8 protein-coding genes and 1 pseudogene are annotated in these 13,089 nt (G+C 55.0%); 8 read left to right on the top strand and 1 reads right to left on the bottom strand.

Translation table 11 applies throughout. From position 1 onward, the window contains the following. Positions 1-809 precede the first annotated feature (809 nt). The 6 genes from GDN47_RS28180 to GDN47_RS28155 all read left to right on the top strand — a co-directional run bounded on the left by GDN47_RS28180 (position 810) and on the right by GDN47_RS28155 (position 10,099). Positions 810-1,502, top strand: a complete 693-nt coding sequence (locus GDN47_RS28180; RefSeq protein ID WP_113332759.1) for an outer membrane protein — start codon at positions 810-812, stop codon at positions 1,500-1,502. A 52-nt stretch (positions 1,503-1,554) separates the two neighbouring features. Beyond that, complete coding sequence (locus tag GDN47_RS28175) at positions 1,555-2,745, top strand: Hint domain-containing protein (RefSeq protein WP_113332690.1); 1,191 nt, start codon at positions 1,555-1,557, stop codon at positions 2,743-2,745. 787 nt (positions 2,746-3,532) lie between these two features. Beyond that, the gene (locus GDN47_RS28170) at positions 3,533-5,332 is read left to right on the top strand and encodes a Hint domain-containing protein (protein WP_152094703.1); all 1,800 of its coding nucleotides are present in this window, start codon (positions 3,533-3,535) and stop codon (positions 5,330-5,332) included. Positions 5,333-5,524: 192 nt separating this feature from the next. Next, entirely contained in the window at positions 5,525-7,675 is a 2,151-nt protein-coding gene (locus GDN47_RS28165; protein WP_152094702.1) for a tetratricopeptide repeat protein, read from the top strand. Between the two features lie 94 nt (positions 7,676-7,769). After that, entirely contained in the window at positions 7,770-8,732 is a 963-nt protein-coding gene (locus tag GDN47_RS28160; protein WP_152094701.1) for an FkbM family methyltransferase, read from the top strand. A gap of 149 nt (positions 8,733-8,881) precedes the next feature. Next, positions 8,882-10,099: a class I SAM-dependent methyltransferase gene (locus GDN47_RS28155; RefSeq protein WP_173002591.1), complete on the top strand. Its 1,218-nt coding sequence runs from the start codon at positions 8,882-8,884 to the stop codon at positions 10,097-10,099. On the opposite strand, the gene GDN47_RS32470 is transcribed toward GDN47_RS28155, so the two are convergent. Further along, positions 10,072-10,548, bottom strand: a complete 477-nt coding sequence (locus GDN47_RS32470; protein WP_233790170.1) for a hypothetical protein — start codon at positions 10,546-10,548, stop codon at positions 10,072-10,074. The genes GDN47_RS28155 and GDN47_RS32470 overlap by 28 nt on opposite strands. Between GDN47_RS32470 and GDN47_RS28150 the strand changes: the two genes are divergently transcribed. Beyond that, a complete protein-coding gene (locus tag GDN47_RS28150; protein ID WP_308936559.1) occupies positions 10,450-11,493 on the top strand; it encodes an HAD-IIIC family phosphatase in 1,044 nt (347 codons plus the stop codon). The genes GDN47_RS32470 and GDN47_RS28150 overlap by 99 nt on opposite strands. A gap of 194 nt (positions 11,494-11,687) precedes the next feature. Beyond that, a pseudogene (locus GDN47_RS28145) lies at positions 11,688-13,089 on the top strand (hypothetical protein); the annotation flags it as partial.

Below are 13,089 nucleotides of genomic sequence, written 5' to 3'. Positions count from 1 at the left end.
AGCAAGGCAACCAGGCCTCCCGACCATCGCAAATTGGCGGTTGCGATAGTTCCAAAGATGTGGCTTGTCGCCGCTACATCGTCCATACGGAAAGCGGCGCGGGAGGTCTGATTACGCCCGGCGTCGGAAAGTCGATTTCACAGTAAGCCAATGCCTAATGCCATCAGGCCGCATGTTTCGGAATGCTCCAGCGGCAACATGATCGCTCTGCCTGTCTTCCTGGGCGCCGTTGCGGAGATTGACACACCAAATCTATGCAGGCCGTGATTTGCCAGCATGCTCTTCATCATATGTCCGTTCATAGGGAGAGGAGTTGGGCGCAGTTGGGAGGCCTGACGTTCCTTCTAGGGGTCCGCCCCGTCAGGCCTCCCAGCGCAGCAGATGAATATCTGCGGTAGCGATAAAAACTCGCAGAACGGCGTCCTGCCTGTCTATATCGAAAGCGACACATCACACCCGATTGCGTCACTTGGAAGCCGCCGCGGCCGGCGGCCTTTACGAACGAAGCGAAATTTCCGCGCTTCGTTTCATACATTCCGCGTCCCCGGCAGACGCGAAGCCATCCATCTCATTCTGGTTGTAATGTTTTTGCCGCCGCGATTCCGGCATTTTGCGGTGCGTCAAAGTATAGAATCAATATGCTCTCAATACATATTGCGACAAAACTATACAAATAAAGATTGTATCTCGAAAATATTTATTAGCGACTACGTATTTACAGCTATAATCACGTCTATATTATGGCCCCAACGTGAACTTTCGCAAGTTACATGTTGAATCTCGTGAATTCCTTCGAGGAGAATTTTCGAATGCGCAAGTTTTTGGGGACTACGGTTTTCTTGTTGGCGACGGTTGCGGGAAGTACCGTCTATGCAGCAGATCTCGCAACTTCCACACCGCCTCAAGCTCCCGTCGAGGCGGCGCCGGTATTTTCGTGGACCGGTTTCTATGTCGGTGTGAATGCCGGCGGCGGTTTCGGTGGTAACGACGATGTCGGATTCCATTCCTTCGGAAGTTACCTTGGCAGATTTGGCAAGCTTGAAGGATCCGGTTTCCTCGGAGGTGGCCAGATCGGCTACAACTACCAGTTCGACCCCAACTGGGTAGTCGGCCTTGAAGCCGATTTTCAGGGTGCTGACATCAGCGATTCCTTCCGAAACGGCACCGCAAGTGCATCTTCCAAGATCGACTGGTACGGCACTGTTCGCCCCCGCATCGGTTACGCCTATGACAATACCTTGTTCTACGGCACCGGCGGTCTCGCCTATGGGCATGTCGACTACAAGGGCGCCTTGGCTGGCGTAAGCTTTGACGATGACAAGACCAAGGCCGGCTGGACCATCGGTGCCGGCGTCGAACACGCTTTCACCGACCATGTGACGGCAAAACTCGAATATCAGTATGTCGATTTTGGCAGCAGCAAATTCGGAGGGGATACCCTCAATACCAAAGGCAGCCTTGACTTCCATGCCGTTCGGGTCGGCCTGAACTACAAGTTCTGACCAAGTTTTGCCTTAAAAGACAACATGTTAATCTGTCGGAGAGGATAATAACATGGCTTTGATTGGCATCAACCTAATCAACAATGGCACGACTACGATTGATAGTAGCAATGCCGGCACTCACTCGGATAGCATCCAGCTCAATCTGGTTGCCAACGGTACAGTGATTGTTGACGGCGTTGATGTCGATATTAGCAGTATCGTCGGCATCGGCGGGGCTTCAAATACAACGATCAAAGCGGTTAGTGGTGCGAATGTGACGATCAATGCCGGCCTCGCCAATGTCGGGGCCGCTTCGACCTATACTTATGCGATAGGTGCCAATTCGAGTATTACCGCGGATGTGGGCCTGCTTACTGCCGATCTTTTGAACGGGGCTACCGTGGATTTTGCCGATGCAAAGGGTAGTGGGCTGTTCGCCTACGATCCAGGCGGCATCAATTTGAGCCTCCCAACCCCGCCGAACGTCGTAAACGTTCAATCGGGAGATAGGATCGAGGTAGTAGGCTCGAACGTTGTCTCTCAAACAGGGAATACCGTCACCTTCTTCGGCGGTCTCTTGAACGCGGTACCATTCGGCTCTTATACCATACCCATGGGTGTCACCTACACCTACGATGCCAACGCAGACAGCCTGACTTTTACGAGCTGCTTTCTGCGCGGCACACTCATCCGCACACCCGAGGGAGATACTCCGGTCGAGGATTTGCGGGCCGGCGATCTTGTGGTTACCCACAAAGGCGTTGCGGAAATCAGATGGGTCGGACGGCGTCGGATTGATCCGAAGGCGATCGATAAGCCACGCGATACCCTTCCGGTTCGCATACAGGCGGGCGCCCTTGCCGAAAACGTCCCTTCCCGGGATCTTTACGTTTCGCCCGACCGTTGCATGTTTCTAGAGGAATCGTTGATTCCAGCAAAGTTCCTCCTCAACGGTACGACGATCACGCAGGAGACGACTTTGGTGCCGTTCGAGTATTACCATATCGAGCTCGAACAGCATTCGATCATTCTTGCCGAAGGCGCACAGACCGAGACATATCTCGCTCTCGGTGGCCGTATGTCCTTCCTTGAGCCCGGCGTACTGCGGTTCGGTTCCTTTGCAAGTACAGCAACGCGCACCTGGAACGACTGGTGCTATCCGCCAGTCTATGCCGGTAGAGTGCTCCAGCAAGCTCGTATATCGATTGAAAGGCGGGCGGTGGAAATGGGCTATCGCGTCCGCGAAGCTGAAGCATCCTGAGAGAAGAATAACGCCGTCATAAGACGATGCTGTTTCGTCCTATTTACTAAATGGAGATCGGGTTAACGGACGAGCTTCGATCAAGAGCTGTCGGTTGGTCTAAAAACACGCGGATTTTTCTCCATCCTGCGTCCTTCCCATTCTGAGTATCTGCCGTTTGGCCAGTAAGACTCGCTTATCTGTTGTTTTACAAGGGGATACTCATCAACTTCGCCATCAGCTTGGCGGTATGGATAGCTGTCGATCTTATGGTCTATAACGCTCTCCCCGGGTGCCCCGGTGGTGCGCGGGTCAGGGTGGCGAAATAATCGAGCATTGCTGCAGAGCCTGGGCATCTCGCGCTGCGTAGCCGATTTCAATCCGAGCGAAACCGCATTCTCAAACCTTAAAGTCTTCTCAAGAACAGCAGGCGAACGACCCACCGGCAGTGTTTAGACGATAAGCGAGGTAACCCGAGTCTCCGTGTCCGACGGACGCTGCAACTATCTGACAGCGCGTGTGATTCCGCTTTGAAAGTCAACTACGCTTCCGAGAAAGCAGAAAATATCTCAGTTAGACTATGATCATAAAGATTTTGTCGCGTTTTATACTGTCATGACGGGATTGGTGTGGCAGGGGCGGGATTGCCTGGACAAGAGTGCTGATGGTCTTTGCATGCTCTGGGGTTCCCCCCGTTACAGCGTTGGGAAGGAGATGTGCGAAGGGCGAATCGAAGCTCCATCGTCCTACGCGATGAGGGTCAGCATAGACTAGTTCTGAACTCGTTTACTTCAACGGAGCAAGAAACATGGCGGAAGGCAATTATAGTGCCACCACTGCGAGTGGCGTACAGTATAATCTGACCTATAACCCTGGCGTACTCGGGGTAGGTGCAAACTATGACCTCACCATCACCAACCCGGACAGTACGACAACAACACTAACCAATATCGCGCCAGGCAATGTTGCGACGCCGGTTAATGGCACCAGTTCGCTGTCTATCCTCTCGATCCTCGGGAACACCAACTATGTGGTGGCCCCCGGCGCGACGGCAACCGTCAACATTACCGCCGCGCTGTTAGGCTCGTCCACGGTCTATGTGGGGGGCAACGCTACCATCAATTCTGGTATTAGCTTGCTGAGCGGCATGACCGTCATCGTTGACGGCGGCACCGCCACCGCTGCCGGCGGCTCGGTCCTCGGAGCGCTGAGCGGCTTGACTGTCGACATCGAGAATGGCGGCTCGTTCACCAACGGAACGGCCTTGATAAGCGCGCTGAACGGCACGACCATCAACTTCGGAGCCGGTGGGGGCACCTTCGTCGCGAACGCCGGTGGGGCGGTTCTCGATCTTTCGTCGACGACCATCAATAGTTTCGATGCCGCGACGGACAAGATTGAATTCCAGGGGCTGGCCGGATCGGTGGATCACTACACCATCACTTCGAGCGGCGGCTCCCAGACGATCAGCCTTTTCGACAGCAGCAACAATCCGCTCGGAAATGTCAGCGTTGCCGGCACCAGTTTCACGACCGGCACTTTCATCGCCGGCCAGGCAGGTCCGCTGACAATCACTGCGAATGGTGCGGCAATAGACATTACTCCGGTGGCGACGCCGTGCTTCGTTTCCGGAACGCTTATCCTTACCGCGCGCGGCGAGGTCGCCGTCGAAGATCTGAGGGTTGGCGACCTGGCGATCACGGCGACCGGCGAAGCCCGTCCGATCATTTGGATCGGCAGCAAACGGGTCGAACGGCCGGTGCGCAATGAGTGGCCCGTCCGGGTTCGTGCCGGCGCATTCGGCGATAACCTGCCCGCTCGCGATCTGCTGCTGTCCGGCGGCCATGCGGTCTGCGTGGACTTGATGGGCGAAGTGTTCGTACCGGTCGGCGAGCTGGCCAATGGCGCGACGATCGTCCGCGAGGAGTGGCCCGAGGTCACATATTGGCACGTGGAACTGGAAAGCCATGATGTGCTGATGGCTGAGGGCATGGGCTGCGAGAGCTACATGGAAGTGGGCAATCGCGCTTTCTTCGGCAGGGCTTATGGCCGCCTTGTCGAGGTCGACGCCGCTCAGCGTGTGGCCGAGAGCCTGACCCGTTATGCTCGCCCCTTCGTTGACCGTGGCGTCCTCGTCGAGGCGATCCGCGAGCGGTTGATCGCGCGGGCGGAGGCACTCGGCTGGAGCCGGGCTGCGGATATGGACCTGCATATGCTGGTCGACGGCAAACGCGTGGAGGGGCAGATCGACGGCGACCTCGCACGGTTCATCTTCCCGGCGTCTACCAAGACGGCGAGCCTGGTGTCGCGGACCTTCTCCCCCGGTCGAGAGGTCCGTGCGCTCGGCGTGCGGTTCGAGAGCCTGCGTATCTTCGATGGTCTCAAGACGGATCGCGACGTTGCCTTGAACGGCCTCGTCGGCCTCCATCCGGAAGAGATCGCTGCAGGTTGCAATTGGTCCTGGACCAATGGTCACCTCGTGCTGCCGGCCACACTGTGGGCCGATTGCAAGGGCCACGTGATCCTGCGCCTGACAGGCTATGCGGAAGCCGGCCAACCTTGGGTGGCGCCGGAAGAAACAGACGTCGCGGGGCTCCGCGCCGCTTGAGGAAAGCCCATCTTGCGGCGGTCCACCTTTGGACCGCCGACAGAGTGAGGAGCTGTTCAGCAGCCGGAGAGGGATGGGATCGACCTATCCGTCTCCGGCAAGAACCGGCGGAGTTGCGAGCGCCGACGAACCATCGCGGAAATCCCCTTAGCCATCGCGATCAACCTGACCCAACAAACCGGGCGAGATTTCATGAACATTTTCCGCAGCAAGGAAGAAATGAGAAACGTCGTCAGTGAGGCAGACGTCGCGCGGGATTCGAGACTGTGGCAGAAAGCGGCCGACCTTTATGATGAGCATTTGCAGACCAATCCCGGGGACACGGGGATTTGGGTTCAGGCGGGCAACTGCCTCAAGGAAGCGGGTGACTACCGCGAGGCAGCCAAGCGCTATCAGAAAGCTCTCGAGCTCAACCCGGATGATTCCGATATTCACCTGCAGCGCGGGCACTTGCTGAAGCTCACTGGACGCATGGGTGAAGCAATCGAAAGCTACAAGCGCTCGGTGGAGTGCAACCCCGGCAACCACGACGCCGTCATCGAACTCGTGGCAGCGGGCGCCGCTGGCGACGTCTTTTCAGATTTCAGCGCCGAGAGCGAAAAAGCGCTAAAGACCATCTGGCTCGACGTCACCGACCTCATGGAATATGCTCAGCACAATAAGAGCCTGAGCGGAATTCAACGCGTCGTTGCCAACCTGGTCCTTCATATCGAGTCCGGTATGTTCGGAGATTACCGCGTTATCCCGGTGATCCCCGAGTATGATCGCCATCGTATTCTCGCCGCGAGCCCGGCGGCACTTGCGACGCTTGTTCGCCAGTTCGATGTCCCGATTGTCGATCGCAGCATGGTCGATAAGGCAATTGCCGCCGTCTTCGACGCGCGCTTCGAAGTTTGGCCGACGCAGGATGATATATTCGTCGTTGCGGGCGCTTTCTGGATCTATCCGCATTACGATGTCATGCGGAAGCTTCGTGAAAAGGGCATGCGCTTCTGCGTATTCATTCACGATCTCATCCAGATCCGGAATCCGGAATATGTCCAGCAGGCTGCCGTCGACAAGTTTCAAAGACAGCTGATCGACGTATTGTCGGTTTGCGATTTCGTTCTGGCGAATTCGGAGTTCGTCGCATCCGAAATCAGGGCCTATTTCAAGGAGCGTCTCAACTTCGAGCTGCCCGTCAAGGCAATTCCGCTCGCAACGGAGCTGCGGAAGACACAGAAGAAGACCAGGATCCTTAATACCAACATCCTCGGCATGGCAGAGGAGGAATATGTCCTCTGTGTTGCAACCATCGAGGTTCGCAAGAATCATATGTACCAGATCCGCATCTGGGAACGTCTGATCCGCGAACTGGGCGAGAAGGCACCGAAACTCGTCTGGGTGGGCAAATGGGGTTGGCAGATCGACGAATTGCGGCACCATCTGGCCGCTCACGGTTATGTCGGGGACTGGCTCTACATCTTCAACGACATCTCGGACGACGAGCTGGAATATCTATACCGGCATGCTCTGTTTACGACCTATACAAGTTTTGCCGAAGGCTTTGGCCTGCCCATTGGCGAGAGCCTGAATTACGGCAAGCCCTGCATCGCCTCCAACGCCACCTCGATGCCCGAAGTTGGAGGGCATTTTGTGCGTTACATCAATCCTTACAACATCGAGGACGGCTACAACATCTTCAAGCAGGTCATTGTCGATCGCGAGGATCTGGCCGACTGGCAGCGCGATATCGAGCAGAATTTCGTGCCAAAATCGTGGGATGCGTTCTGCTCCGAGCTGTTCTCGACGGCGATCGACATGAGTGTTGGGCTGGGAGATCAGCCCGGCCGTTTGAATTGCCGCCTGCCTCGCAACGAGATCATCGAAGGCGGCGACACGGCGCTATTGCGGATCGCCGCTGAAGGCCGGCGGATCGTTACCTTTCGCGCAGCGCGTGACTCTGGCTGGTTCGCTATGGAGGATTGGGGCGTCTGGGCAAGCCAGCGCCGCTCCCGGCTTGTGTTCGATAGCGAACTCGCCGAGGGCCAGAAAGTGCGTATCTACCTGGAGGTGATGTGCCCACCTGGCAGCCAGAACATTGTTTTGATCACCGATGCCGGAGGGGAAACGTCTTCCTTCCAGGTGATCGACCGGCCGACCTACATTTCGTTCGAAGGTGTTGTCGGACCGCAGGGGAGGGTGACGGTCAACCTGCTGACGAGGGGCAGGTTCGGCGATACGGGCGCTCGGTCATGCCATCTCGGGCTTTCAGCCGTGGCGTACTGCGATGGGGCGGCCCCACTGGAACGAGTGGGTTTGTTGGAGAAAGTCATGCTCCAATCGCAGCTAGGCCGAAACTGATCGATGCAGTCCCGTTAGGCGGCTTGGCCCGCCTCAAAATGTAATTTTGATCATCTCGATTCCCGAGATCAGTGCTGTGAGTGGAGGGTTGTTTATGGATGGAAGTTTAGAAACGATATGTCAGTTCCTGTATGGGAACGATATTCCTCCATCTCATAAAGATCATATTAGGAGACATGGTATTTCGGATGGAGAACTATCTTATTCAAAAATTCGCTCTGTTATAGGTGTTTTTGATCGTCAGAGCTTAAACACACCGATCATTGTCAGATTTGGACCAGAGGATATTTTCTACGCTGATCTTGGATCATTTAGCTTGGCGGTAGACAATGCCGATAGGGCAGTCGGCCTTTCGATACTGCATTCAGGTATATATGAGCCTCATGTCACTGCCTTTTGTAAGTCAGTGATCAAGGAGGGAATGCATGTCGTCGATATTGGTGCAAACATCGGGTATTTTACGCTGTTGTCCTCAAGGCTCGTTGGACCATCGGGTTCCGTGACAGCAATAGAGCCGAATTCCGAAAATAGCCGCTTGATACTGTTGAGCATCGAGCGAAACGGAATTGACAATGTAAAGCTTCTGCCTGTCGCACTATCCAGTGCAGAAGGGGCCGCCTATTTCTCTACGCATGTAGGTTCCAATGGCGGGTTGCTGCCGGAAACCTCGGCTGTTTTAAGCAGTCCTTATTGTACGGTGGTGCCGGTTTTTCGCCTGGATCAGCTTGTCCAAAAGCGCATCGATTTCATTAAGGTTGACGTAGAGGGCGCAGAGTCCAAGGTTTTTGACGGCGCTTGGCCTCTTATAGAGCGCGATCGGCCCATCATATCGACGGAGTTCTCGCCGGAGATGCTTCAGCGCATATCTGGGGTGGATCCACTGAGCTATTTAAAGAGGTTTACAGATATTGGTTATCACATTGGTCTTCTCGATCGAGCGGACCCGACGGGCGCACCGAAAGACATAGGAGACGCTGGCATATTCTTACAGAATTACGGAGCGAATACTCGCCTTGAAGATCTGGCGCTGATCCCCCGTGAGCGGCTTTCAAACTGAAATATGGCTCAATTCGTGAAGCACATTGATGTGTGGTGGCGTGCCGGAGACGCGGAAGGCGGCGGTGTTTGAAGGCGACATTCCTCTGACGTAGGTGCTGACCAGTGAAGACTAGGGACGGATAATCTCCCCGGAGGATTATGCCATTGATGGAATCTACGAAAATGATCAGCGAGAATGACCAGAACATGGTTTTCGATCAGTCTACAGATGGCGGCGCCGACGCGCGGTTCATTCACCAGGAAACAGCGCATGATAGGTTGCTCGCGGATAGAGGAGGGCCACAAAACATCGATTCGGTTGCATATTTAGCAGCAGCCGTCGAAAGTTATCAGTATGCGCGGGAGCACATGCGAAAGGCGGCTCGCTTCGATGGTCGCGAGGAACTTCTCCGCTTCAGCCTCGACAAGATACAATTCGATGGCCTGACGCTCGAATTCGGCGTCTTCTCCGGACACACGATCAACATCGTTGCCGAAACACTGAAGCATAAGACCGTCTACGGCTTCGATTCCTTCAAGGGACTTCCTGAAGATTGGACGGAGGGAGTCAAGGCGGGCGCCTTCGCACGGGAGGACCTTCCGACCGTTCATCAGAATGTCAAGCTTGTCGTCGGAGGGTTTGACGAAACGCTACGCACCTTTCTGGCCGGTCATCCGGGGGATATTTCCTTCCTACACATCGATTGCGATCTCTATTCTTCGACAAAGACAATTCTGAACGAGGCGCGCGATCGCATCGTTTCTGGCACCGTCATTCTGTTTGACGAGTACTTCAACTATCCGGATTGGAAGCGGCACGAACACCGGGCGTTCCAAGAATTTTGCTATGAGAACGGCGTAGTATATGAATACATCGGATTGGTCCCCGCCTTTGAACAGGTCGCCGTCAGGATTCTGAGCACAGGTGCTGCGAACTCCCCGCGGACATATTCACATCAAGGCGGCCGAGGCAAGGAAATTCCGGAAAGCAATTCGACTGCAGTGGAGTCGAGGCACGAGTACAAATTTCGGACACCGGAGGAATTGGCGGTCTCTCAAACCGATGTCAAGCGGATCCTTGTTATCGGCTCATGCCTTTCGGAGGCGTTGTATTCTCACGCCCATAAGATTTTTCCGCATGCACAGGTCGATCACATTCTCTACAACTTCCCTGGGCGTGACCTCAGCCCGCTGCCGGCGGCACTCGACCAGTACGAGTTTCAGCTTATCTATCTGCCTTTGCGGACAATTGTACCTGAAACGATGCTCGCCAATATCTCGCATGAAAGCGAAGAGCCTTTCATTGCAAAGTTCGAAGAGGCCAAAACTCGTCTCGTCCAAACTTTGGACGCGCGCTGCTATATAGTCAAAACTCCAACCTTCTGACGTTCATTGCCGAGTTCCTCACGCCTCAACAGAATCTGATTGGCCGGCTTCTGCCTCGCCATGATTTTCGCAATCCGACTTATTTTGTCGAGCAGCTTAACAAGTTCATCCACGAATTGGCGCGGCAGCGTACCAACACTTATGTCCTCCAGACGGATGCGATAGCTGCCACCTTCGGCAGGAAGTACATTCAGGAGGATTTCATCTGGTCCTGGAGCCATGCGTCCATTGCCAATGACTGGGACAGCATGCATGATACCAAACGCATCGTCGTTCCCGCGAAACTTTCCGATCTCTATTCGTTCAATACACAGGATTTCATTCTCGCCATATGGAGCGAGATCGACGCAATGTATCGGACGATCAGGCAGCAGGACAGCGTAAAGCTGGTGATCATGGACCTTGATGACACGCTCTGGCGCGGTGTTGTCGCCGAGGATGGCTTTCATCCCTATATTTTGGAGGGCTGGCCGCTGGGCATGATTGAAGCCCTGAAATATCTCAAGCATCGGGGTATCATTCTTGCAATCGTCAGCAAGAATGAAGAGGCGACGATAAAAGACCTCTGGCCGAAATTCCTCCTGGGCCGCCTGGATCTCGAAGATTTCGCGATCCGAAAGATCAATTGGCGACCAAAAGCAGAAAACATTGAGGAGATTCTGACCTATACAAATCTTCTGCCGAAGAACGTCGTATTCATCGACGACAATCCCGTCGAGCGCCAAGCGGTGCAGGCAGCCTTTCCGACAATACGAACGCTAGGGGCGGAGCTCTACTCCATTCGGCGCATCCTTCTTTGGGCTCCCGAATTGCAGGTACCTTATATCAGCCAGGAATCCAGCCGGCGCACGCAGATGATCCAGGATCAGGTGAAACGCGAAACGGCCAGGTCGGAAATGAGCCGAGACGACTTCCTCGCATCTCTGGGCGTCAAGGTCTCCATCCGCGAGATATCGGATATTACCCATGGCAGTTTCCCGCGGGCATTCGAGCTGATCAACAAATCCAACCAGTTCAACACGACAGGTAAGCGCTGGAGTACCGAGGAATGCAGCCACGCATTCGCACAAGGCTGGAAGTTCTCGACGTTTGAAGTTCAGGACAACTATTCGTCCTATGGATTGGTCGGGGTAGCGATCCTGAACGGATCATTCTTGGACCAGTTTGTCATGAGCTGCCGGGTTGTTGGGCTCGGCGTGGAAAACGCGGTCATTGGTTTTCTCTGCGAGCGCAGCGGCGTGAGAAGCGGACGTATCATTGAAACCGAAGCCAACTTGATCGCCCGGGATCTCTTTCGGAAATGCGGATTCTACGAAGAGGGATCTAACTGGGTGACGGACGGCGATCTCAACGAGAAGCCCGGGCACGTGGCGGTCGAAGTCAGGCCCGACTGACCGCTCGGAAAGTGACGAAGACCTGCCCCGGGGGGAAGTTTGGCGACATCGCCAGGCCCAATACGGCTGAGGGCTTTATCCCGGCGGCTATCCTGACGGAGCCAATGGTGGGCAAGGCTTATCGCCGCGTCCGACGCGCGTCTGATCGAAATTGTTACGTCGAACGGCCGACGTTTGATCGCGAGGACTGCAAGTTGCCAAACCGCATTTATAAATGGATTTTGCAGGCGATTGCATTTCTGCTGATCGCCACTGGAGCGCACGCCGACAACGTCCAGACGGCAACGAATACCGCAGCCTTGTCGGCGATGAATGTATCCGGCGGCCCTCCTGCTGTCATGCGCCTTGGCTACGCGGCGGCGGGTGATGCTCCGTCCCTTCTTTACATAGCATCATCTTCACCCTGCTCGATGAATTCCGGTTCCGGCGATGGTGGTGCGCAAGTGCCGAGTGCCGATGGGAAATGTTGGATCGCCATATTTCCGGCAGAGGGCGCGGATGTTCGAGAATGGGGGGCGAAAGCCGACGGATCTACCCTCGCGACATCCGCATTTAACGCCGCTTTTGCTGCAGGCAATGTTTGCATCCTCGTGCCGCCATCGACAAACGGGTTTTTCGTAGATGTTTTGATGATTCCGCAGAGTGGGTGTCTGAAGGGTTCCAAAATTTCGCCCGGCAATTTTAGTGCCGGTTTCGCAGGGACTTCGTGGATAAAATGTGCGGGCGCAGTGTCTACTGCTTGCGTCACATCCACGGCTAGCGACAGCCTGCATAGTCCGGGCATCATTGAAGCCATAACACTCGTCGGCGGGCCGGCAACTCCGAACGCAGGGTCAGTTGGCTATAGAATGGCGGGCGGATACAACTCGACTATCCGTGATCTGAATGTCTATGGCTTCGACACCTGTACGGCATGGGGGCCGAATCCAGTTAGCATCGCGTCACATGTTTACAATCTCAATCAGGGCCGTTGTGCGTCGCACTATTCGGTCATCGACGGCTTCCCCGAGGTGTACTTCGTCGGCGGTCGATGGGGAATGAACGGCGGCAATAATTTCTCGGACGCTGACGATTTCGTCCTATTTACGAATACGACAGCCATAGGCGCTGGGGGTGGACCAAATACAATCATCTTTGATGGCATTCAATTTAATCCAGGTGACGGCGGTGGTGTCGGTTGTGCCTTTAAATGGGGCGGCTTCACAGGCTCCGGCGGCGCGCAACAAGTTTTCAAGATCACGAACTCGCATGTCGAATATCATATCTACACCGGCTCCAATCAAAAGGGGGTCTTCTGCTCCGATGCAAGCGTGCCCCTTATCCGACAGCTATGGATTGATAACACTGACGGCGACAATGGTCTTACTGGCGGTTTGTTCAACTTCAACCCGGCGACCAAACTACAAGGGGTCCATATCAAGGATACAGTGTGGAATTGCACCGGTACGAGTATCGATTTCGGCGCATCGACAACTGCTCTCGAGGCGAACTCCTTTGCGCACAATACATGGTGCGGCAACGTATCGTGGACGGGCGGTAAGCAAACCTCCCTGTTTCTTGCTCAGAATACCAACATCGGCTCGATGACGATCAATG

The sequence above is a fragment of the Martinezella dioscoreae genome, assembly GCF_009176305.1.
GTDB classification, from domain to species: Bacteria; Pseudomonadota; Alphaproteobacteria; order Rhizobiales; family Rhizobiaceae; genus Rhizobium; species Rhizobium dioscoreae.
The sequence above is the reverse complement of the archived record's forward strand: the minus strand, read 5'-3'. Positions and strand labels throughout refer to the sequence as shown.